At 58.6% G+C, this 21,020-nt stretch carries 21 protein-coding genes and 1 pseudogene; 3 read left to right on the forward strand and 19 right to left on the reverse strand.

Annotated features, from left to right (window positions below; translation table 11 throughout):
• A pseudogene (locus AACR14_RS12045) lies at positions 1 to 525 on the forward strand (GGDEF domain-containing protein); the annotation flags it as partial.
• Positions 526 to 611: 86 nt separating this feature from the next.
• On the opposite strand, the gene AACR14_RS12050 reads toward AACR14_RS12045, so the two are convergent.
• From AACR14_RS12050 to potA, 13 genes are all read right to left on the reverse strand, one after another.
• A complete protein-coding gene (locus AACR14_RS12050; protein WP_019446363.1) occupies positions 612 to 1,616 on the reverse strand; it encodes a substrate-binding domain-containing protein in 1,005 nt (334 codons plus the stop codon).
• A complete protein-coding gene (gene rbsK, locus AACR14_RS12055) occupies positions 1,616 to 2,548 on the reverse strand; it encodes a ribokinase (protein ID WP_019446364.1) in 933 nt (310 codons plus the stop codon). The genes AACR14_RS12050 and rbsK overlap by 1 nt, the downstream gene beginning before the upstream one ends.
• A 108-nt stretch (positions 2,549 to 2,656) precedes the next feature.
• Positions 2,657 to 3,532: a ribose ABC transporter substrate-binding protein RbsB gene (gene rbsB / locus AACR14_RS12060; protein ID WP_005360585.1), complete on the reverse strand. Its 876-nt coding sequence runs from the start codon at positions 3,530 to 3,532 to the stop codon at positions 2,657 to 2,659.
• 30 nt (positions 3,533 to 3,562) lie between these two features.
• Positions 3,563 to 4,531: a ribose ABC transporter permease gene (rbsC, locus tag AACR14_RS12065; protein ID WP_005336670.1), complete on the reverse strand. Its 969-nt coding sequence runs from the start codon at positions 4,529 to 4,531 to the stop codon at positions 3,563 to 3,565.
• The gene (gene rbsA / locus AACR14_RS12070; protein ID WP_019446365.1) at positions 4,528 to 6,057 is read right to left on the reverse strand and encodes a ribose ABC transporter ATP-binding protein RbsA; all 1,530 of its coding nucleotides are present in this window, start codon (positions 6,055 to 6,057) and stop codon (positions 4,528 to 4,530) included. Before rbsA ends, rbsC begins: the two co-directional genes overlap by 4 nt.
• A gap of 36 nt (positions 6,058 to 6,093) precedes the next feature.
• A complete protein-coding gene (rbsD, locus tag AACR14_RS12075; RefSeq protein WP_019446366.1) occupies positions 6,094 to 6,513 on the reverse strand; it encodes a D-ribose pyranase in 420 nt (139 codons plus the stop codon).
• A 233-nt stretch (positions 6,514 to 6,746) separates the two neighbouring features.
• Positions 6,747 to 7,364: a glutathione S-transferase family protein gene (locus tag AACR14_RS12080; protein ID WP_019446367.1), complete on the reverse strand. Its 618-nt coding sequence runs from the start codon at positions 7,362 to 7,364 to the stop codon at positions 6,747 to 6,749.
• Between the two features lie 173 nt (positions 7,365 to 7,537).
• Complete coding sequence (locus AACR14_RS12085) at positions 7,538 to 8,266, reverse strand: hypothetical protein (RefSeq protein ID WP_026035065.1); 729 nt, start codon at positions 8,264 to 8,266, stop codon at positions 7,538 to 7,540.
• A gap of 97 nt (positions 8,267 to 8,363) precedes the next feature.
• Positions 8,364 to 8,720, reverse strand: coding sequence for a hypothetical protein (locus tag AACR14_RS12090; protein WP_019446369.1), 357 nt, complete (start codon positions 8,718 to 8,720; stop codon positions 8,364 to 8,366).
• Between the two features lie 321 nt (positions 8,721 to 9,041).
• Entirely contained in the window at positions 9,042 to 10,109 is a 1,068-nt protein-coding gene (locus AACR14_RS12095) for an extracellular solute-binding protein (RefSeq protein WP_019446370.1), read from the reverse strand.
• Positions 10,110 to 10,190: 81 nt separating this feature from the next.
• A complete protein-coding gene (potC, locus tag AACR14_RS12100; RefSeq protein WP_005336644.1) occupies positions 10,191 to 10,961 on the reverse strand; it encodes a spermidine/putrescine ABC transporter permease PotC in 771 nt (256 codons plus the stop codon).
• Positions 10,958 to 11,845, reverse strand: a complete 888-nt coding sequence (gene potB, locus AACR14_RS12105) for a spermidine/putrescine ABC transporter permease PotB (RefSeq protein WP_019446371.1) — start codon at positions 11,843 to 11,845, stop codon at positions 10,958 to 10,960. The genes potC and potB overlap by 4 nt, the downstream gene beginning before the upstream one ends.
• The gene (gene potA, locus AACR14_RS12110; protein ID WP_019446372.1) at positions 11,832 to 12,935 is read right to left on the reverse strand and encodes a spermidine/putrescine ABC transporter ATP-binding protein PotA; all 1,104 of its coding nucleotides are present in this window, start codon (positions 12,933 to 12,935) and stop codon (positions 11,832 to 11,834) included. Before potA ends, potB begins: the two co-directional genes overlap by 14 nt.
• 201 nt (positions 12,936 to 13,136) lie before the next feature.
• Between potA and AACR14_RS12115 the strand changes: the two genes are divergently transcribed.
• Together AACR14_RS12115 and AACR14_RS12120 are read left to right on the forward strand one after the other, a co-directional pair.
• The gene (locus AACR14_RS12115; protein ID WP_005351939.1) at positions 13,137 to 13,874 is read left to right on the forward strand and encodes a hypothetical protein; all 738 of its coding nucleotides are present in this window, start codon (positions 13,137 to 13,139) and stop codon (positions 13,872 to 13,874) included.
• A gap of 16 nt (positions 13,875 to 13,890) precedes the next feature.
• On the forward strand, positions 13,891 to 14,577 hold the full coding sequence (locus AACR14_RS12120) for a DUF2987 domain-containing protein (RefSeq protein ID WP_019446373.1): 687 nt from the start codon (positions 13,891 to 13,893) through the stop codon (positions 14,575 to 14,577).
• 102 nt (positions 14,578 to 14,679) lie between these two features.
• Here the strand turns inward: AACR14_RS12120 and ttcA are convergent, their stop codons facing one another.
• The 6 genes from ttcA to AACR14_RS12150 form a co-directional block, all read right to left on the reverse strand.
• Entirely contained in the window at positions 14,680 to 15,588 is a 909-nt protein-coding gene (ttcA, locus tag AACR14_RS12125) for a tRNA 2-thiocytidine(32) synthetase TtcA (protein ID WP_005336634.1), read from the reverse strand.
• A gap of 74 nt (positions 15,589 to 15,662) precedes the next feature.
• A complete protein-coding gene (uspE, locus tag AACR14_RS12130) occupies positions 15,663 to 16,610 on the reverse strand; it encodes a universal stress protein UspE (RefSeq protein WP_019446374.1) in 948 nt (315 codons plus the stop codon).
• Between the two features lie 151 nt (positions 16,611 to 16,761).
• The gene (locus tag AACR14_RS12135) at positions 16,762 to 17,517 is read right to left on the reverse strand and encodes an FNR family transcription factor (RefSeq protein WP_005336632.1); all 756 of its coding nucleotides are present in this window, start codon (positions 17,515 to 17,517) and stop codon (positions 16,762 to 16,764) included.
• Positions 17,518 to 17,585: 68 nt separating this feature from the next.
• The gene (locus AACR14_RS12140; protein ID WP_019446375.1) at positions 17,586 to 18,272 is read right to left on the reverse strand and encodes a sulfite exporter TauE/SafE family protein; all 687 of its coding nucleotides are present in this window, start codon (positions 18,270 to 18,272) and stop codon (positions 17,586 to 17,588) included.
• Entirely contained in the window at positions 18,256 to 18,444 is a 189-nt protein-coding gene (gene ccoS / locus AACR14_RS12145; protein WP_005336630.1) for a cbb3-type cytochrome oxidase assembly protein CcoS, read from the reverse strand. The genes AACR14_RS12140 and ccoS overlap by 17 nt, the downstream gene beginning before the upstream one ends.
• A gap of 138 nt (positions 18,445 to 18,582) precedes the next feature.
• The gene (locus tag AACR14_RS12150; RefSeq protein ID WP_019446376.1) at positions 18,583 to 20,967 is read right to left on the reverse strand and encodes a heavy metal translocating P-type ATPase; all 2,385 of its coding nucleotides are present in this window, start codon (positions 20,965 to 20,967) and stop codon (positions 18,583 to 18,585) included.
• Between the last annotated feature and the right edge of the window lie 53 nt (positions 20,968 to 21,020).

The following is a 21,020-nucleotide window of genomic DNA, read 5'->3' on the forward strand; positions in this document are numbered from 1 at the left end:
CGCGAGCCTGCACCGCTGCGAGTGGCGTTGCAGGCGCTGACGGACGGACAGGGCAGCGAGATGTGGCAATTGGCGCTTGAGTGGCGTGAGCAGGGAGTGCCCTGCCATATGCGCTGGCTGCAGGAGTGCGGTGTGCTGGGGCCCGTGTTGGCCCGGGTGCTGCAAGCGCACGAGGCGCAGTATGCCGATGGTCGGGCACTGCTGGTCCCGCTCGACAACCAGGCCCAGCTGACCCATCTACTGGCCTATCTGCCGGGGGCTTCCCGTACGCCTCTGGTGTTGCTGGTGCCGATGCTGCAGCCGGATGGTGTCTTGATGGCGGGATTGCGCCAGCAGGGTTGTACTCTAGCGCTCAGAGAGATTGGCAGTACCACCGCGGCGCAGCTGGCAGCCGGCGGCTGGCCTGTCCGCTACTGGTTGCCGCAGGGTGATGAAGATGGCGAGTTGTTGCAACCTCTGGCCAGACGATTGGGGCTGGTGCAACTGCAAGTGCTGGCGGCCAGGGAGACCCGGTCGCTGGCCTGAGGGCAAAAAGCGGTATTGCATCGGCAAGAGACAAAATGAAACAAGGCGACCTCGGGGTCGCCTTGTTCTTTTATTGCCCCTGAAAATCAGGGGCGAGGGGCGCAGGATTGTCTGATCACCAGGTCCGGGTCGACGGTGATCAGGTGGTTCTCCACCGCTTCGCCGTTGATGCGGGCCAGCAGGCGGGTGACGGCGAGGCGCCCCAGCTCCTCTTTGGGCTGGTTGACGGTGGTGAGCGGCGGCGACATAAATTCTGCCAGTGCCACATTGTCATAGCCAACGATGGAGATATCCCGCGGGATCACCAGCCCCGCCTGATGGGCGGCACTGATGGCCCCCATCGCCATCATATCGTTGCAGACAAAGAGGGCGGTGGGACGCTCGGGCAATGCCAGCAGACGGGTCATCGCCTGATGGCCGCTGGCGCAGTCAAAGTCCCCCTCCTGAATCCAGTCAGGATTGAGCGTGAGACCTGCCTCCTGCAACGCCTGCTCGAAGCCGGCTTGGCGCTGGTTGGCGGGGGCGCGGCTGTGGGGCCCTGTGATGCAACCGATGGCGGTATGGCCCAGCTCAATCAGATGGCGGGTCGCGAGATAACCACCGTGGAAGGAGTTGTCGGCGATAAGATCCACATCTTCGCTGACCAGCCCCCAATCCATCACCACCACCGGCAGGCTCTTGAGCCAGTCGAGCTGGTTGAACACCTCTTGCTGGCCTTCGCTACACATGATCAGCAGGCCATCAACCCGCTTGCGCAGCATCATCTTGAGGTAGGAGAGGGCGGTCTCGGCCTGACCCTCGGTGTTGCCCAGCATCAGGTTGTAGCCCTGCTCGAAGCAGTAGCGCTCCACCCCGCGTACCACCTCGGCAAAGAAGGGGTTGCTGGAGGTGGTGACCAGCATGCCGATACTGTTGGTCTCCTTCACCTTGAGGCTGCGGGCCACCAGACTCGGGGCATAGTTGAGGTCGCGCATGGCCGCAAAGACCCGCTCGCGGGTCTCCTCGGCCACGAAACGGGTTTCGTTGATGACGTGGGAGACGGTGGTGGTCGAGACCCCCGCCAGCGCCGCCACCTCCTTGATATTTGCCATCAGTGCCCCTGTGCAGTCTGCTCAAGCAGGAAGGTGTCGACCTCCTGCTTGCTCGGGATGGAGCTCTGGGCTCCGAACCGGGTGACGGAGAGTGCCGCCGCCCCGTGGGCAAAGCGCACCGCGCTGTGGAAATCGGCACCCGCCAGTTCCGCCGCCAGCAGGGCGCCATTGAAGGTATCGCCCGCTGCTGTGGTATCCACCGCCTTGACCCGAAAGCCCGGGATCAGCTGTTGCTGCTGTGCGTTGCTGCAATAGACCCCCTGGGAGCCCAGGGTGATCATCACATCCGCAATGCCCATCTGGTGGAAGCGGGCTGCCGCCTCTTGGGCGCTCTTTTCGTCGGTGACTTTGACGCCGGTCAACAGCTCGGCTTCGGTCTGGTTGGGGGTGATGAGATCCACCAGCGCCAACAGCTCAGCGGAGAGCGGACGGGCGGGGGCGGGGTTGAGTACCACCCGGGTGCCGTGGGTGCGGGCCAGCCGTGCAGCTTCATGAACGCTTTCCAGCGGCACTTCCAGTTGCAACAGCAGGGTGTGGGCGTCGGCGATCATCGCTTCGTGGTTTTTCACCACGGCAGGGGTGATGGCACCGTTCGCTTCGGCTGAGATGCCGATACTGTTCTCCCCCTCATCGCTCACATAGATGATGGCGATACCGGTCGGGAGCTTGGGATCGAGTTCGACGGCGCTGACGTCGATGCCATCTTTGGCAAAACCGCTCTTCATCTGGTGGCCGATGGCGTCATCACCGATGCGGGCGATAAAGGAGACGGGGGCACCAAGGCGGGCGGCAGCGACAGCCTGATTGGCCCCCTTGCCACCGGGGACCACCTGATAGCTGTGGCCGGTCAGGGTTTCACCCGGGCGAGGAAAGTGGGGAACGCGCAGCACATGGTCTGCATTGACACTGCCCAGAACGACGAGACGATTCATGTTGACTACTCCTGATGCATCTTGGCTTGAACACGATGACTGAGTGAGTTCAAGCCGAGAGGCACCTGAACGAGAGGGAAAAGGGGAGGCGAACCTCCCCTCGAGAACTTACTTGCTGACCACTTGCAGCGGTACCGGAATGGATTTCTCGACCGGCTGACCTTTCAGCACCTTGTCGGCAGTCTCGACGCCGATGGCACCGATCAGCGCAGGCTGCTGGGCCACGGTGGCGGCCAGTTTACCCTTGGCTACGGCGGCTTTACCATCGTCAGTACCGTCGAAGCCGACGATCATTACCTCTTTACCGGCAGCCTGCACGGCGCGGATGGCACCCAGCGCCATCTCGTCGTTCTGGGCAAAGACTGCTTGAACGGTCGGGTGGGCCGCCAGCAGGTTTTCCATGACGTTCAGACCCTTGGTGCGGTCAAAGTCGGCAGGCTGGGAAGCCAGCACTTGCAGCTTGTTGGCCGCCACGGCCAGGGCAAAACCTTCGCCACGGTCGCGGGCGGCAGAGGTACCGGCAATCCCTTCGAGCTGGATCACCTTGGCACCGGTACCCAGTTTTTCGGTGATGAAGTCACCGGCCAGCTTGCCGCCCGCCACGTTGTCGGAGGCAATGTGGGCCTTGACCTCACCCTGCGCAGCGCCGCGGTCCAAGGTCAGCACCGGAATACTGGCGCGGTTGGCCAGACGAATGGCGTTGCCGACAGCTTCGGAGTCGGTGGGGTTGATCAGGATGGCGCCGACCTTGCGCACGGTGAGATCTTCCATGTTGGAGAGCTCTTTGGCCGGGTCATTCTGGGAGTCCAGTACCACCAGCTCGTAGCCAAGCTCCTTGGCTTTGGCTTCGGCACCCTCTTTCATGGTGACGAAGAAGGGGTTATTGAGGGTGGAGACCACCATGGCCAGGGTTTGATCGGCGGCCTGGGCGGTGCCCAGCACGGACATGATGGCGGCAGCGAGCAGGGTATTGAGCTTTTTCATCATTTCATTCCTTGTGTGTGGCTTGTCTTATCAACGATTGCTTTTGTTATCGATCATCACGGCAAGCAAGATCACGCTGGCCTTGGCGATCATCTGGTAATAGGAGGATACGTCGAGCAGGTTGAGGGCGTTGTTGAGGAAGCCGATGATCAAGGCACCGATCAGGGTCCCCATGATGCGGCCCTTGCCGCCCATCAGGCTGGTACCACCCAGCACCACTGCGGCGATGGCATCCAGCTCGTAACCCATGCCCGCCGTCGGCTGGGCAGAGGAGAGACGAGAGGTAACGATAAGCCCTGCCAGCGCCGAGAGCGCGCCGCACAGACCATACACCGCCAGCTTCACCCGATCCACATTGATACCGGAGAGGCGGGTAGCCGATTCGTTGCCACCCAGCGCGTAGATGTAGCGACCGAGACGGGTGTGGTTGAGCATGAACCAGGCGAGCAGGAAGACGATGGCCATCAGCCAGATGGGCACCGGCAGACCGAACAGGTAACCGGTACCGAGCCAAGCGAAGTGATCGGCGCCGTCACTGAAACCGGTGGAGATGGGGCGACCCTCGGTATAGACCATGGTGATACCGCGCAGGGCAGTCATGGTGACCAGGGTAGCGATAAATGCCTGCACCTTGCCCTTGGCAATGATGAGGCCGCTGACGCCGCCCAGCAGGGCACCGGCACCCAGAGTGAGGGGCACCACCAGCCAGATCGGTAGCTCCATGGCGACCATGGTCGCCGCCAGCGCACCGCACAGGGCCAGTACCGAGCCGACCGACAGATCGATACCGGCGGTGAGGATAACCAGCGTCATACCGACCGCCATGATGGCGTTGACCGAGGTCTGGCGCAGGATGTTGAGGAGGTTGTCGGCGGTGAAGAAGTTGGGGCTCAGAAAGGAGACCACACCAATCAGGACCAGCAGCGCGACCAGGGATTTGTTCTCGATCCACCACGCCTTGCTCATGACGCCACGGCGGGAAAGGGTTTGGGTTGTCATTGGGATGCCTCTTGCTCTGCTTGCCACTGTTTACCGACTGCCGCCGCCATCAGCTTCTCCTGATTGGCATCGCGGGTGTTGAACTCTGCGCTGATGCGCCCTTCGTGCATCACCATGATGCGATCACTCATGCCGAGCACTTCCGGCATCTCGGAGGAGACCAGAATGATGCTCATCCCCTCCTTCTTGAACTGGTTGATCAGCTGATAAATTTCCTTTTTCGCCCCCACGTCGACGCCGCGGGTCGGCTCGTCGAGGATCAGCACCTTGGGCCTTGTCAGCAGCCCTTTGGCGATGGCCACCTTCTGCTGGTTGCCGCCTGAGAGCAGCTTTATCAGCTGATCTTGACTCGGGGTCTTGATGTTGAACAGGCGCACATAGTCGCTCACCGCCTGCCGTTCGGCCTTGCCATCGATCTTGCCGTTGCTGATGAACTCATCGAGGGCGCACAGACTCATGTTTTCGCGCACCGACAGCTCCAGCACCAGCCCATCCCCCTTGCGATCCTCGGAGATATAGGCAATGCCTGCGGCCAGACCATCCGCCGGGCTTTTGGGCACCAGCGCATGACCGTCAACTTGTACTTCACCGGCACTGATGGGGCTGGCGCCGTAGATGAGCTTCATCAGCTCGGTACGGCCGGAGCCCATCAGGCCGCTAAAGCCCAGAATTTCCCCCTGACGCAGGGAGAAGCTCACCCCGCGCACGCCGGGACCGGCCAGATCTTTCACCTGCAGGCTGACGGGGCCAAGCTCGCGCTCAAGACGCGGGTACTGCTCTTCCAGTCGGCGGCCCACCATCATCTCGATGATCTTGTCTTCATCCAGATCGCTCACCGCCTTCTCGCCAATCCACTTGCCATCGCGCAGCACAGTGACCCGATCGCAGATCTCGAAGATCTCTTTGAGGCGGTGGGAGATATAGACGATGCCGCAACCTTGTTCGCGCAGCTCGCGGATAACCTTGAACAGCTGCTCGGTTTCGGTATCGGTCAGCGCATCGGTGGGTTCATCCATGATGATGACGCTGGCATCGAACGACAGCGCCTTGGCGATCTCCACCATCTGCTGTTCGCCGATGGAGAGATCCCCGAGTCGGGTATCCGGCCCGTGTTTGACGCCAAGTCGTGCCAGCAGGCCGCTTGCCCGCTCGCGCAGTTGTTTGTGGTCGATGCTGCCAAAACGGGTACGGGGTTCGCGACCCAGGAAGATGTTGGCTGCAATCGACAACTCCGGCAGCAGGTTCAGCTCCTGGTGGATGATGCTGATCCCCTGATCCTGAGAGTCGCGGGGGCCCTTGAAGTGGACCGACTGACCGCGGTAGCTGACGATGCCCGCGTCGGCCTGATAGATACCGGTCAGCACCTTCATCAGGGTGGATTTGCCGGCGCCATTTTCACCGAGCAGGGCCATCACCTGGCCCGGATAGACCCGCAGACCCGCTTCGTCGAGGGCGCGCACACCGGGGAAGGTCTTGACGATCCCGGTCAGCTCCAGAATGGGTGAGAGGGGGGAGGTTGTGCTCATTTGCAGCTTCCTTGAAGAGGCCTTCTTTGAAGAATGTCAGAACGCCACACCGGCGCAGAGGATCAGGTTGGCGTAGGGAGTCACCTCGCCGCTGCGCACGATCGCCTTGCTCTGATGGGAGCGGGTTTTGAACTCCTCGTGCAGGCAGTATTCGATGGCGATGGGTTTGCCCTGGGCGGCTGCGTGGGCCTCAAGCTGATCGACCAGTGCCTGATGGGCGGCGGGGCTGATCTGCTTGATCTCGCTTGCCATGATCGCTTTCTCCACCACCAGATCGGTGAGCAGGGCGGTCAGTACGGTTTCAAGGCTAGGCGTCCCCGCCATCAGCGCCAGATCGATCCGCTCCGGCCCTGCCGGAATGGGCAAGCCTGCATCGCAGACGGTGATCTCGTCGGTGTGGCCCATCTGTGCCACCAGAGCACTCAGGGGAGCATTGAGCAATACGCCTCGTTTCATACAGCACCTCATCAGGCCTTGGCCCGTCAATCTGTGAACCGCTAGGCAACCGGTTACGCAACCGGTTGCGTCATGGCACAAAGATAGGCTTTTTACTAAGGAAGGGCCACGGCAAAACCACGGAAATGTGAAAACGATCTCAAAGGCGGGAGAAGAAGTGCAGGGGAGGCGGCAGGAAGGGTGCCAGCAGAGCCCTGACACCCTTGTTATTCATCGAGCTATTGCTTTTATGGTTAGTTGGCCAGTGCCTTGGCTACCGCCGGACGGCTCAGCATGCGCTGATAATGACCGGCAACCTTGGGGAATTCACTGATCTCGACCCCATCGCTTTTCAGCCAGCCTGCGACCACGAACAGATAGATATCCGCCACGCTGAACTGCTCGCCGAGTACCCAGGGGCCTGCCAGATAGTGCTGCTCAATCTGGGCAAAGCCATCGCGCATATTGCTGGCGACTTTCTGCTGCATGGCGGCAATGGCCTGCTCGTCATCGGCCCAGCGGCTGCCACGGCGACCGTGGGCGTGGGAGACATGCACGGTGGAGGCGAGGAAGCTGTTGACCTCCTGCATGCGGGCCAGCAGGAACGGGTTGTCCAGCGGCGCCAGCTTGGCATCGGGGAAGCGCTGTGCCACATAGAGCAGCAGTGCCGGGGTCTCGGTCAGGGTGCCCTGCTCGGTGACAAGGGCTGGCACCCGCCCTTTGGGGTTGATGGCAAGATACGCAGGATCACGCTGCTCACCAGCGGCGAGGTTGACGAGACGGGGTTGGAACGGGGCATTTGCTTCCAGCAGGGCAATCTGCACGGCCATGGCACAGGTGCCGGGAGCGAAATAGAGTGTCAGATCGGACATGAATACTCCTGATTGGCTCAGGCCACCCGCGATATCGGCGAAAGATTGCTTCGCGTAGCACCACGGGCAGTCATGAAAAAAGAGAGGGGGCAACGTTTGCCCCCCAACCAATCTACACCCCTAAGGAGGGATGAAAAAGCGCAGAATTAATCGACCTTTGCTTTTACTGGGCGCTAAAGCGCCCCTATTTGCTTAACTGCATAGCTCTCAGATTGCTGATATAAATTTCGAATATCACTTGGCAGTAAGTTAAGCACCATATCTTTCAATACATTCATTGTTACTTGAAGTCCTTGCTTATCACTAAATTTCCAAGCATTTGCAGCTTCGTCACTTTTGGCATAATAGATCAATTTTTCGACTAAGCTGCGAACGGATGTAAAAGCTTTATCTTTATACATCTGTTCTAAGTTACAAACAATTGCGTGTTTAATCGTTAAATCTTCAGGCTTGTTGCTCTTAATTATATCAAGAAGAAGCAACTCATTTTCACCACTATATTTCCATTTTGTTCTCTCTTCAAACGCATCTACGACATTTACAAATGCTTCGTCACTATAATACCACTCCATACCGTTAACACTACCTACTTTCTGCATGTCTGGATAATCAGAGTTAGAGCTAACAGCACCAAACCCACAACAAAAAATATTGATATATTGTTTTGATCTTTTATGGAAGTAGTTCAGAAACGGGATAATTTCATCTCTAGCAAAAGGTGTGTTAGGATTACAGAAAAATACTGCTATCAAACTATGCCGTACTACCTTTGAATTTATTTCAGCCATCAGACTTGCAGTAACAGGATCGACAGAATCCATCATTACAACTTTACCAGTAAAACGATTCTGCTCTGCTCGTACAGTTTCTAAAATACTACTGTAGCTAATAGTTTCAATCATTTATTGCTCTCTTAATTAAAATTTGAAATGCAATCATTAAACTAACACGCGAGCAAAAGTGAAGTTTTTGCGAGCCCAGTCAGCTAAGAGAACGATGTTAAGAGTCTTGTTGGAACTCCAGTTGGCGTTTTTCTTGGTATATCCAAGCTTCTTCTCCGTTGTCACGGGTAAAGCCACGAGCACCGAGCTCTACAAGTAGTCGCCGGAGATCATCATCGGGTGTACCTGTTACACGTCTGAGAGTATTGAAACTTCTACCTTTTTCAGTGACAGCCTTGTCAAGTAGTTCTTTAATCAATTTTTTTCTAGGGCCCCAGATTCTTTCTTCTTCTTGGGCCGCTCGCTCCATTTCGAGCTTGCGTGGCCCCCAGTACCCAGATATCCAAGCTCCAGCAGTTCCAACAATACCACCGAGAAGTCCGCCAATAATTCCAGCTATATATTCAGGTCCCATTTAATTCCCCTTCGTGTGTATTAGGCTATACTGTGATTTGATGAAAGATAGTGTTTGTGTTGTTAATAGACCATTTCATATGACATCGAGTTTTGCCCCTGATGGTTCAAGAAGAAATAGATTTTAAATCATATTATTGCTGAGAGTTGTCTAGATATATTATCTGTGACCTATTATTGTTACTGTGACAAACGTCACAGCAACAATATGGCTGCCCATATACTTTTCCGTTCAGAGTGTTGCGCTGGTTGTTAAAAAGAGAAGGGGGCAAATATTGCCCCCTTTATCCATTAACCCCGTCAGGATCGATTAACCGCCGACTTAACCGGCCTTGGCCACCATGGCTTTCAGCTGCAGAAAGTACTGCTCGTAGAGGCGGGAGGAATCACCCACATCGGACTGGAACTCGCCCTTGCGTTTGATCTCGTCGCTCGGGAAGACCATGGGGTTGTTGCGAAACGCCGGGGTGAGCAGGGGAATGGCATCCTTGACCGGGGTGGGGTAGCCAATCGCCTCGGCCACCTTGGCGGCCACATCGGGGCGCATCAGGAAGTTGATCAGGGCGTGGGCCTCTTTCGCATGCTTGGCCTTGGCCGGGATGGCGAGGTTGTCCATCCAGAGCACGGCGCCTTCTTCGGGGTAGGTCATCTGGATGGAGGGATATTCACGCTGGGCGCCGTAGGCCGAGCCGTTCCACAGCATGCCGATATTGACCTCACCGGCGATAAAGGGGTCGGCCGGGTTGTCGGAGTTGAACGCCTTGACGTTGGGCATCAGCTTTTTCAGGTATTCAAACGCTTCGGCGATCTGCGCCTTGTCTTGAGTGTTGGGGCTGTAACCCAGCTGCACCAGCGCGATATGGAACACCTCGCGGGCATCGTCCATCAGCAGCAGGCTCTCTTTCCACTCCGGCGCCCAGAGCTGCTTCCAGCTGGTGACCGGCTGCTCGATGATGTCGGTGTTGGTGCCGATCCCGGTTGCGCCCCAGATATAGGGGATGGAGTAGCGGTTGTCCGGGTCGTACTCGTGGTTGAGCAGGGTTGGGTCGAGGTGCTTGAAGTTGGGCAGTTGGGCGCGATCCAGCGGCTGCAGCATTCCCTCTTTGGCCATTTTCGAGATGAAGTAGGTGCTGGGCACCACCACGTCATAGCCGTCGCCATGGGTTTTCAGCTTGGCGTAGAGGGTCTCGTTGGATTCGTAGGTGGAGTAGATCACCTTGATACCGGTCTCTTGCTGGAACTGCTCCAGCAGGCCATCCGGCACATATTCCGACCAGTTGTAGAAGTAGACCACCTTGTCATCGGCCGCGTGAGCGCTCTGGCTCAGCAGCGGGGTGGTGAGGGTGAGGGCGGCTGCCAGCAGGGCGCCGGCCTTGTGTTGGATTGTCATCAACAACTCCTTGGGGTTATGGGGCCTTGCGGCCCACCGTGACAGAGTTCGCCAAAGATGGCGGGGACGAAACGGGCAGGGTCAACCCTGCCGTTTACGCAGTAACAGTTGCGCCAGCAGCACCATCCCGAGGGAGGCGACCAGCATCAGGGTGGCCAGGGCGTTGACCTCGGGGGAGACCCCCACCTTGACCATGGAGTAGATCTTGAGCGGCAGGATCTCGTAGGCCGGGCCGGTAACAAAGGAGCTCACCACCACGTCGTCCAGCGACAGGGTAAAGGAGAGCAGCCAGCCCGCCATCACCGCCGGCAGGGCCAGCGGCAGTATGATGCGGCGCAGGATGATCCACTCGCCAGCCCCCAGATCCCGCGCCGCCTCCAGCATCCGCACATCGAAGCCACACAGCCGCGAGTAGACGGTGATCACCACAAACGGCAGACAGAAGGTGATGTGGGCGATCAGCAGCGACCAGAAGCCGAGCGCAATGCCGGTCACTACAAACAGGGTCAGCAGCGAAATGGCCATCACGATATCGGGGGACATCATCACCACGAACAGCATGCCGCTCACGTACTGTTTGCCGCGAAAGCGATAGCGAAACAGCGCCACTGCGGTGAGGGTGCCGATCAGGGTGGCTGCGGTGGCGGTGAGGGCGGCGATGGTCAGGGAGTGCTGGGCCGCCTGCATCAGACTGGCGCTGGCAAACAGCTTCTCATACCAGCCCAGGGTAAAGCCGCGCCAGTCGATGCCATATTTCGACAGGTTGAAGGAGTTGGCGATCAACACCCCGATGGGCACATAGAGATAGCCAAACACCAGTAGCAGAAAGAGGGCTTTCAGTGCGCGCATCATGCCAGCTCCCCCTTCTTGCTCAATAGCTTGCCCGCTCGCCAGTAGCAGTAGACCAACAGCGCCATCAGCACCGTCAGCATCACGCTGATGGCGGCGCCAAAGGGCCAGTCTCGGCTGTTGAGGAACTGGGTCTTGATCAGGTTGCCGATCAGCAGGTGCTTGGCGCCCCCCAGCAAGTCGGAGACGTAGAACATCCCCATGGCGGGCAGGAACACCAGCAGACAACCGGCGATGATGCCGGGCAGAGTGAGGGGCAAAATGATCCGCACCAGCCGCTGCCAGCCATTGGCGCCAAGATCTCGCGCCGCCTCCAGCAAACGGCCATCCAGCTTCTCGATGCTGGAGTAGAGCGGCAGCACCATAAAGGGGAGCAGTACATAGACCAGCCCGATGATGACAGCCACCTCGGTATACATCATCTGCAGCGGTCGTTCGATAAGCCCCAGATCCAGCAGCCAGCCATTGATCAGCCCCCGGGTGCCGAGCAGCACTTTCAGCGCATAGGTGCGGATCAGGGAGTTGGTCCAGAACGGCACCACCACCAGAAACAGCAGCAGCGGGCGGATACGCGCTGGCAGATGAGCCAGCAGCCAGGCAAAGGGGTAGCCCACCAGCAGGCAGATGGCGGTGGCGAGCAGCGCCAGCCAGAGGGAGTGGAGCAGCACCTCGAAATAGAGGGGGTCCAGCAGGCGGCCATAGTTGCTCAGGGTAAAGAGCGGTGCGATAAGCTCGGACTCGTCACGGGTCAGGAAGCTGACGCCGATGATCATCAGGTTGGGCAGGAAGACAAACAGCGTCAGCCAGCCGAGGATCAGCGCGATGGCCCCGTTGCGAAAGCCGTTGTGGGCAAAGCTGTGCGCTACCCGCAGATTAGTGAGGCTCATAGGGCAACACCACCTCCCAGCTGTCAACCCAGTGGATCGCCACCTCCTGACCCAGGCGATAGTCAAAGTCGGGGTCATCCTCGTCGAAGAACTCGGAGATAAGCAGCTGTTTGCCACTTTCGAGCTCGATCACCGAATCCAGCGTCGCCCCCTTATAGTTGCGCTCGCGGATATTGCCCCGCAGCGCACCGATCTGATCGTCATCCTGATCGAGAATGCGCAGATCTTCCGGGCGCAGCAGCACCAGTACCTTGTCGTCTGGCTGGAACGGCAAGGTGGTATGGAGCAGGCATTCGCGCCCCTCTACCTCCGCTTGCCAGATACCGGGCTCGCGCTGGCTGATCAGCTTGCCATCCATCACGTTGATCTCGCCGATAAAGCGGGCCACGAACAGATTGGCTGGCGATTCGTAGATATCGCGCGGAGTGCCGCGCTGGATGATCTTGCCGCCCTCCATCACCAGGATGCGATCAGACATGGTGAGTGCCTCTTCCTGATCATGGGTAACGAAGACAAAGGTGATGCCAAGGCGACGCTGCAGCGCCTTGAGCTCGCTCTGCATCTGCTTGCGCAGCTTGTAGTCGAGTGCCGAGAGGGATTCGTCGAGCAGCAGCAGACGGGGCTTATTGACTACCGCGCGGGCGATGGCGACCCGTTGTTGCTGGCCGCCGGAGAGCTGATCCGGGCGGCGGTTGGCCAACTCGGTGAGCTGCACCATGGCAAGGGTTTCCTCGACCCGCTGGCGGATCTCGCTGGCTGGTACCTTCTGCATCTCGAGGCCAAAAGCGACGTTTTCAAACACCGTCATATGGGGGAAGAGCGCATAGCTCTGGAACACGGTGTTGATGTGCCTGTGTTCGGCGGGGATATGGGTGATCTCGTCACCGGCCAGATGGATGGTGCCACCATCGACCGATTCGAGCCCGGCCAAGAGGCGCAGCAAGGTGGTCTTGCCACAGCCGGAGGGGCCCAGCAGGGTAAGAAATTCACCGTCATAGATTTCAAGGTCAAGGTCACTCAGGATCACCTTGCCATCGTATTTTTTGCTGATCTTGTTCAGCGCGACAATTACCTGTGGATTGTTCATCATCCGCCAGTCTCACCCCAGCCAGTGGCCATCGTGTTGAAAGAGGGCCGCATTCTATGCAGCCGACACATGAAATTAAAGGCTTTTTGGCCCGAATTAGCCGCAAGTGCGCAGGAAAAACGGCTACGAATAGCAGACCAAATCGCTATAATGTGCCACCTGATTTGGTCGTTTTCGATATTGGATAGTCAATTGAGTAATAAAATGCGTATTGGCGGCTCCCTTGAGCAGTCTCTGAACCAAGGCTACCGCCTTGACCTGAAAGGGGTCATCCAGGAGGGATGGCAACAGACCCGCCGTACCGGATTTGGCCTGCTGCTGGCGATTGTCGGGGTGACGGCGATCTGGATCCTGCTAAGCAATGTGCTGCTGTTGCCCTATCTGGGGGATGACAGCCAGATGAATGTGGCCATGGTGCTGAGCCTGCTGATGACGGTGGTGATGGCCCCCATGACCAGCTCCCTCGATATGCTGGGGTTGCAGCAGTCGGTCGGGGTGCGCGCCCGGGCCAACCAGGTGTTCGACTTCTTCCGCCACTTTGTACGCCTCGGCATGTTGAGCCTGCTTGGCAGTCTGCTCACCAGCCTGTTTGGCCCGCTATTCGATCTGCTGGGATTGCCTGCCGTACTCTCATTCATTCCCTCGGCCCTGATCGGCATGGGGCTGCTCTTTACTGTCCCGCTGGTGCTGGAGCGCGGTCTGACGCCGCCCCAGGCCATTCTGGTCTCTCTCAAGCTCTTTGCGCGCGGCTGGCCCAGCATTGTGCTGTTCCACGGCGTGATGACCGCGCTCTTCTTCCTGGCTCTGATCCCCATGGGGTTGGGGCTTATCTGGGTGGCACCGCTCTATTTCAACTGCAAGGGGATCCTCTATCGGGATCTCTGCGGGGTGGGGGTAGAGGTTAACGAGGTGACAGAAGGCCCCAACCATTTCAATGCATGATGCAAAAGGATGTTGAATGACCCGTCGATATGGAGTGACCAAGGCTGTGCGCCAGAGTCTGCTGGCCACGCTCTTGCTGCCAGGGCTGGCGCTGGCTGAGCCGGTGCTGGATCTGCAATACAGCACCTTCTACAGCCAGATGAAGACCTTTGCCAAAGGGGAGTTTGGTCACGCCAGACTGGGGTTTTATCTGACCGATCCGCAAAATGGCCAGCGCTGTGGCCTCACCTTTGCCCGGGTTGCAACCGACAGCAAGGAGGTCGCGGGCGAGGTAACGGTCGATAGCGAACTACGCCTGCCTTTTGATGAGGATCTCAACCTCGACAAGGGGATCGTGACCGTTGGCCTGAAAGAAGAGCACGCCACATGCGATATGACGGTACAGGTGATGGCCGATGCGCCGAACGGGCCCGAGCTGCCCTTGGCCGAGCTGGCGGCCCGTCAGCAACAGATGCAGTCGCTGCTCGACAAGATGGCGGGCATGGTCGGCAAGCACTTCCTGCCGAAGATGGAAGGGGTGCGCATTACCCTGGTGCAGCAGAGCGGCACTGCTTATCTGATTGATGGCGCCCGTCAGGAGGCGCAGCCCTGGGAGGAAGGCCACCTGCTGCTGAGCAATGAGCAACTGGCCGCGTTCGCTGCCGGGCAACTGCGCCTGCAGGGTGACGTGTTGCGACTGACCCCCTGGTTGCACAAGGGCTGATGCCGATGGTGCTGTTACGTTGGTAACAGGCAGGTCAAGAAAGCAAAAAAGGAGCGATTATCGCTCCTTTTTTTTGCGTGGCGTTTGCCCTGTGAGCGCGGCTTAGCGCACTTCAATCACATCCAGCATGTCCATCTCGTCGATATCCAGCAGCGGCGCCTTTGGCATCTCGGGCGGATCAAAAGCCTTGTCACCGCCATCTATGATGCCGGAGTCGCGGTTGATGCTCTTGAAGTCAAACAGCTTGTGGTCGAGCAGGTGGCTCGGGATCACGTCCTGAATGGCGGTGAACATGGTCTCGATACGACCGGGGAAGCGGCGATCCCAATCCTGCATCATCTGCTTGATGGCCTGACGCTGCAGGTTCTCCTGTGAGCCGCACAGGTTGCACGGAATGATGGGGAAGGCTTTGACGTCAGCGTAGCGGATCAGATCCTTCTCTTTGCAGTAGGCCAGCGGGCGGATCACCACGTTCTTGCCATCGTCGCTCACCAGCTTGGGCGGCATGGACTTGAGCTTGCCACCGTAGAACATGTTGAGGAACAGGGTCTCGAGGATGTCGTCGCGGTGGTGGCCAAGGGCAATCTTGGTGCAACCCAGCTCCTGGGCGGTGCGGTAGAGAATACCGCGGCGCAGCCGTGAGCAGAGGGAGCAGGTGGTTTTGCCTTCCGGTACCTTCTCTTTGACGATGGAGTAGGTATCCTCTTCGACAATCTTGTACTCGATGCCGAGGGAATCCAGATACTCGGGCAGCACATGCTCGGGGAAACCGGGCTGCTTCTGATCCAGGTTGACGGCAACCAGATCGAAATGGATGGGGGCGCTGGCTTTGAGGCTCATCAGTATGTCGAGCATACCGAAGCTGTCCTTGCCGCCTGAGAGGCAGACCATGACCTTGTCGCCCTCTTCAATCATGTTGAAGTCGGCAATGGCCTGACCTACGTTGCGCCGCAGGCGCTTTTGCAGTTTGTTGAAACTGTATTTTTCTTTGGCGTTCAGCTCTTCTAGCATGCTCGTAAAACCCGGGACACAAATAAGCGCGTTATTATAGCCATGTCCCGGGGGAGGGCAAGGTGCCAGGCACCTTATGATTGATTGCGACGACTGTCGACCGGGCAGCTGTAGTCGGCCGGTTTGAGGATCAGCAGGTCGCAGGAGAGGCGGTCAATCACATGTTCGGCAGTATTGCCGAGCAAAGCTGCAGAAAGCCCGGTACGGCCGACGCAGCCCATGATCATCAGGGTCGCCTTGAGCTCTTCGGCCATATCCGGCAACACCTCTTCCGGTAGTCCCTCTGCTACCCGGGTCCAGAGATGACCGATCCCGAACTTGTCGGCATGGCTGAGCAGCAGGCTTTCGTGGTGCTTGCGGATCGCCTCGTTGTAGGCGTTGGGGTCAAACTCCGGTAGCTCGATGGCCACGTTGACCGGGGTGCCCGGGTAGGTGTTAACCAGATAGAGGTTGGAGCCCAGCAGCTCGGCGATGTCGCTTCCCTCTTGGGTGATCCGTTCGTTGAGCAATTTCTGATCCGGATCGTCGCTTGAGCAGTTGATGGCGGCGATGATGTTGCCGCCCCGTTGCCAGTGACCTTCCTTGACCAGCAGCACCGGACAGGGGCATTTGCGCAGCAGATGCCAGTCGGTGGGAGTAAAGATGAAGGTTTGCAGGAAGCTGTGATGGTGAGTGGCTTTGACCACCAGATCGTGGCGCTGCTCCAGCACTTCCTGAATGACACACTCGAAGGGACGATTGTGCCAGACCACCTTCACTTCACACTCTATCCCCTGTGCCCGATAGGGGGTCAGGATCTCGTCCAGCCACTCACGTCGCTGTGAAATGACGCCATCACGCATCTCTTGCCGCTCGTCCACCGAGAGCATGGCGGTCATTTCATACGAGAAGTCATAGATGGTGAGCAGCAGGGTCAGATGGGCGTTTTCGTCCAGCTCGGCGACTTTGACTGCCCGTTCGAGGGCGATTTGACGCTCCTCTTCTGGATTGATAACCACCAGAATATTCTGATATTTGACCATCTTCTCCTCCTTGGAAAAGTCCAATGACAGCAGAATCTTAGCCATTACAGCTTAGCGCAGGAGGAGGGTATGGGGAACGTACCGGATCACATTCCAGAGGAAAGGATCCGGCAGGGAAAGCAGGAGAAAAGCGAGAGGGTAAGCGGAAAAATCAGCCGCAGGGCGGGCGAGTGGCACCGGCCATCATGCCCAGCGCGACCTGATCCAGCACGGTAATGTATTTGCCTTTGACGCTGATGAGACCGGACTTCTGGAAGCGGCCGAGCAGACGACTGATGGTCTCGACAGTCAGCCCCAGATAGTTGCCAATGTCACCACGGGTCATGGAGAGACGGAACTCCTTGGCGGAGAAACCGCGCTCGGAGAAGCGTACCGACAGATTGTGCAGGAAGGCGGCGAGGCGCTCTTCGGCATTCTTCTTGGAGAGCAGCAGGATCATCTCCTGATCGCCCATGATTTCGTTGCTCATCAGACGCATGATCTGCTGGCGCAGCTTGGGCATCTTGCCGGAGAGATCGTCGAGCACTTCAAAGGGGATCTCGCACACCATGGCGGTTTCCAGCGCCTGGGCGAAGGAGGGGTGTGCTTGTTTGTGGATGGCATCAAAACCGACCAGATCGCCAGCGAGGTGGAACGCGGTGATCTGCTCATCCCCTTGCTCGGTGATGGTGTAAGACTTGATGGTCCCGGAACGGATGGCATAGAGCGATTTGAACTCATCGCCAGCCTTGAACAGCTCTTCACCCTTCTGGATCGGCTTCTTGCGCTCGATGATGCTGTCCAGCTGATCAAGCTCGTTGTCGTTCAGAGTGAAGGGAATACAGAGCTGACTGATGCTGCAATCCTGGCAATGAATTGCACAGCCACCGCTCTGGATACGTCTGCCAGGTTTCTTTTCCGGGATCATAGGCTCATACGAATAATTGATTTATATCAAACAAGTTTACCATCAACTCATCCGTTTTGGATAGGGTTTCAAAAGGAAGCAATGCCAATCCAGAAGGTATGTACCCCGAACAAAATGAGCAGCAGGGCACCGCCAAGGCGCAAACTGCGCAGGGTGAGCCAGTATCTCAGGCGATCGGCAAGCCCGCCCAACGCGAACAGGGTGGGCAGGGTGCCGAGGCCAAAAAAGAGCATGATGAGCGCCCCGCCACTGGCCGAACCCGCCGCCGCGCTCCAGGTCAGCATGGAGTAGACCAGCCCGCAAGGCAGCCAACCCCACACCATGCCAAAGGGCAGTGCCTGCACAGGCGAGGTGAAGGGGAGAAATTTGCCCGCCAGCGGTTTGATACGGGGCCAAAGTCTTGCGCCGAGCCGCTCCAGCAGCAAGATCCCTTGCCACCAGCCCGCCAGATAAAGGCCAAGCGCAATCATCAATAGCGCAGCCACCAGGCGCAATCCGGCGATGGCGTGTTTGCCAGCCCCCAGCTCGCTGGTGGTGGCGAGCAGGCCGCCCACCAGTGCACCTGCAATGACATAGCTCAGGATCCGGCCGAGGTTGTAGTTGAGCAGATAGGCAAGCCGCCCCCAGAAGTGTTGCTTGTTGGCTGGGATTGCCATGGAGAGCGCGGCGGAGACACCCCCGCACATGCCGATACAGTGGGCAGAGCCTGCCAGTCCGACCAGCAGGGCGCCGGCCAGATCAAGGTTGTGGGTCATGGTCAGCAGGCTTTACCGGTTTGTGGGCAGGTTGCTCTTCGTCAAACAGGATGTTGGAACCCTGCCGGTCGAGATCTTCAAACTGCTCGGAGCGAATGGCCCAGAAGAAGACGACCCCGGCGATGATCACAAACAGGATGGCGATGGGGATCAGGACAAAAATTATATTCATGAGAGGTACCTTGGCGTTCATCCTTGGCAAGCGTCCCCTATGGTAACCCTGTTCGGGCAGGGGGCCAGCCGCTATCAGTGAGAAATGTGGCCTGCATCGGAGGCAGGCCACATTTTCAGCTATTTTCCGCCACCAGCCTCATCGGTTGAGGCGCATGGAGTTGGTTACCACGATGAGTGAGCTGAGCGACATGCCCGCCGCTGCCAGATAGGGGGGCAGCCAGCCGCAGGCCGCCAGCGGCAACACCAGCAGGTTGTAACCGATGGACCAGGCGAAGTTCTCGATGATGATCTTGCGGGTACGCATTGCCAGCACTCTGGCCTCGAGCAGTCGGCTCAGGTCATCGGCCAGCAGGATGGCATCGGCGCTGTTTTTCGCCAGATCGGTGCCACCAGCCATGGCAAACGAGGCGTGAGCGCCAGCCAGTACCGGCGCGTCGTTGATGCCATCGCCCACCATGATGCTGATATCCCCTTGGGCTTCCCGGGCCTTGAGGTAGGCCAGCTTGCCATCGGGTGAGACCCCCTTGACCAGCTCATCCACGCCCAGCTCGCGGGCAATCTCGTCTGCCTGCAAAGAGCTGTCGCCAGTCAGTACGGTAGTTTGCAGACCTGCTGCCTTGAATGCCGCGATCAGCGCCCTGGCATCGGGGCGCAGGGTATCTTCCAGATTGAAGCGGGCCAAGACCTGCTGCTCGTCGGCCAGATAGATAGCCAGACCGCGGCCGCGCTCTTGCGCCGGATCCAGCCCAAGCCAGCGGGCACTGCCGATGCGGTAGCGTACGCCATCCACCAGCGCTGTGATGCCGTGACCGATGACCGGGGTGATCTCGCGGGCGGATGGCAGCACACTGATACTGTCGGCAGGTAGCCGGAAGGCGCGAGCTATGGGGTGCTCGGATTGCGCCTCCATGGCCCGGGCGATGGCGAGGCATTGCGTCTCGTCCATCTCTGCCAAGGTGGTGGTGCCGGTCAGACTGATCTCACCTGTGGTCAGGGTGCCAGTCTTGTCCATCACGATCCGGTTGGCCTTGGTCAGCACGTCCAGCACATGACCACGGCGCAGCAGAATGCCGTTGCGGGTCAGATTGGCGGTGGCCGAGGTTAGCGCCGTCGGGGTGGCCAGCGACAGGGCACAGGGGCAAGTGGCAACCAGCACGGCGAGGGTGACCCAGAACGCCTGATCCGGTTGATGGAAGTGCCAGAAGGTCCAGACCGCAGCGGCAATGATCAGCAACACCAGAATAAAGTGGCGCGACAGCTGATCCGCCATCTGGGCGATGGCCGGTTTGTCATCGAGGGCGTGATCCTGCAGCCGCATGATCTGGGCGATCCGAGACTCTTCGATACGGTGGCTGACCCGGATCTGCAGCGGAGCATCCGTGTTGATGGTGCCGGCATAGACCTGATCGCTTGGCTGTTTGAGCAGGGGCAGCTGTTCACCGGTCAGCATGGATTCGTTGAGGCTGGCTTGCCCTTCGACAATGATGCCGTCCGCCGGCAAGGTGGCGCCAGCAAGCACCCGTACCCGATCGCCGACCTGCAAGGTCTTGGCCGCTACCTCATGTTCCCCTTCATCATCGATGCGGGTCGCCATGATGGGCACCAGTCGCGCTAGGTTGGAGCTCGATTCCGACGCCTTGCGCCGGGCCCGCAACTCGAGAAAGCGCCCCAGCAGCAGGAAGAAGACGAACATGGTGATGGAGTCGTAATAGACCTCACCGGTATTGAACACGGTGGCCCACATGGAGGCGACAAAGGCACCAATCAGCGCCAGCGACACCGACACATCCATCGACAGGTGACCCTGTTTCAGGCTGCGCCAGGCACCCACGTAAAAGGGCTGGGCCGAGTAGATCATGATGGGGGTTGAGAGCAGCAGGCTTATCCACTTGAAGTAGACCATGAACTCATCTTCAACGCTGATGAAGAGATCCATGTAGAGGGCCACGGCGCACATCATCACCTGCATCGAGCCCAGCCCCGCCAGTGCCAGCCGGAACATATAGCTGCGCACCTCTTTGGCGTAGAGCGCCTCCTGTTGATGGGTCTGGAACGGGTAGGCGCGATAGCCGATCTGGGCGAATCCCTTGAGAATGTCACTCAGGGAAAGCTGGTCCGGATCCCACTTGATGCGGGCCCGATGGGTGGTGGTGTTGACGTTGATGTAGCGCAGGCCCGTCAGGGTCATCAGGTGGCGTTCGATCAACCAGGCACAGGCGGCGCAGGTGAGCCCTTCTACTGTCAGCTGGATTTCGCGAAGGGTACCGCTGTCGGTGACAAAATCCTGTTGCACTTCTGCCAGATCGTAGTGGGTGAGGGCGGCCAGCTCCTCGGGTACCAGATCCCCCTTGGTACCGGGGGCGGTGCGGTGATCGTAGTAACTGGCGAGGCCGCACTCCATGATGGTTTCAGCCACAGCCTGACAACCGGGGCAGCACATGGGGCGAACAATCCCCTTTATCTCGAGGGCATAGCCACTATTGGCGGGTACCGGCTCGCCACAGTGAAAGCAGGGGGTCATGCGTTATGCCTCCCTGAATGCAGAATGCAAGCAGCAGGGGCGGTGGCGAGCAC

Origin of the sequence: Aeromonas sp. 159 (assembly GCF_963862045.1) — a bacterium.
GTDB classification, from domain to species: domain Bacteria; phylum Pseudomonadota; class Gammaproteobacteria; order Enterobacterales; family Aeromonadaceae; genus Aeromonas; species Aeromonas veronii.

Bases quoted from the DNA above. Each gene is read 5' to 3' on its own strand.
- rbsD (WP_019446366.1), bottom strand. From the start codon at position 6,513: ATGAAACGAGGCGTATTGCTCAATGCTCCCCTGAGTGCTCTGGTGGCA.
- uspE (WP_019446374.1), bottom strand. From the start codon at position 16,610: ATGGTCAAATATCAGAATATTCTGGTGGTTATCAATCCAGAAGAGGAG.
- AACR14_RS12115 (WP_005351939.1), top strand. From the start codon at position 13,137: ATGCGTATTGGCGGCTCCCTTGAGCAGTCTCTGAACCAAGGCTACCGC.
- AACR14_RS12135 (WP_005336632.1), bottom strand. From the start codon at position 17,517: ATGATCCCGGAAAAGAAACCTGGCAGACGTATCCAGAGCGGTGGCTGT.
- AACR14_RS12120 (WP_019446373.1), top strand. From the start codon at position 13,891: ATGACCCGTCGATATGGAGTGACCAAGGCTGTGCGCCAGAGTCTGCTG.
- rbsK (WP_019446364.1), bottom strand. From the start codon at position 2,548: ATGAATCGTCTCGTCGTTCTGGGCAGTGTCAATGCAGACCATGTGCTG.
- rbsA (WP_019446365.1), bottom strand. From the start codon at position 6,057: ATGAGCACAACCTCCCCCCTCTCACCCATTCTGGAGCTGACCGGGATC.
- rbsB (WP_005360585.1), bottom strand. From the start codon at position 3,532: ATGAAAAAGCTCAATACCCTGCTCGCTGCCGCCATCATGTCCGTGCTG.
- ccoS (WP_005336630.1), bottom strand. From the start codon at position 18,444: ATGAATATAATTTTTGTCCTGATCCCCATCGCCATCCTGTTTGTGATC.
- AACR14_RS12140 (WP_019446375.1), bottom strand. From the start codon at position 18,272: ATGACCCACAACCTTGATCTGGCCGGCGCCCTGCTGGTCGGACTGGCA.
- AACR14_RS12085 (WP_026035065.1), bottom strand. From the start codon at position 8,266: ATGATTGAAACTATTAGCTACAGTAGTATTTTAGAAACTGTACGAGCA.
- potC (WP_005336644.1), bottom strand. From the start codon at position 10,961: ATGATGCGCGCACTGAAAGCCCTCTTTCTGCTACTGGTGTTTGGCTAT.
- potB (WP_019446371.1), bottom strand. From the start codon at position 11,845: ATGAGCCTCACTAATCTGCGGGTAGCGCACAGCTTTGCCCACAACGGC.
- AACR14_RS12095 (WP_019446370.1), bottom strand. From the start codon at position 10,109: ATGACAATCCAACACAAGGCCGGCGCCCTGCTGGCAGCCGCCCTCACC.
- ttcA (WP_005336634.1), bottom strand. From the start codon at position 15,588: ATGCTAGAAGAGCTGAACGCCAAAGAAAAATACAGTTTCAACAAACTG.
- potA (WP_019446372.1), bottom strand. From the start codon at position 12,935: ATGATGAACAATCCACAGGTAATTGTCGCGCTGAACAAGATCAGCAAA.
- AACR14_RS12050 (WP_019446363.1), bottom strand. From the start codon at position 1,616: ATGGCAAATATCAAGGAGGTGGCGGCGCTGGCGGGGGTCTCGACCACC.
- AACR14_RS12080 (WP_019446367.1), bottom strand. From the start codon at position 7,364: ATGTCCGATCTGACACTCTATTTCGCTCCCGGCACCTGTGCCATGGCC.
- rbsC (WP_005336670.1), bottom strand. From the start codon at position 4,531: ATGACAACCCAAACCCTTTCCCGCCGTGGCGTCATGAGCAAGGCGTGG.
- AACR14_RS12090 (WP_019446369.1), bottom strand. From the start codon at position 8,720: ATGGGACCTGAATATATAGCTGGAATTATTGGCGGACTTCTCGGTGGT.
- AACR14_RS12150 (WP_019446376.1), bottom strand. From the start codon at position 20,967: ATGACCCCCTGCTTTCACTGTGGCGAGCCGGTACCCGCCAATAGTGGC.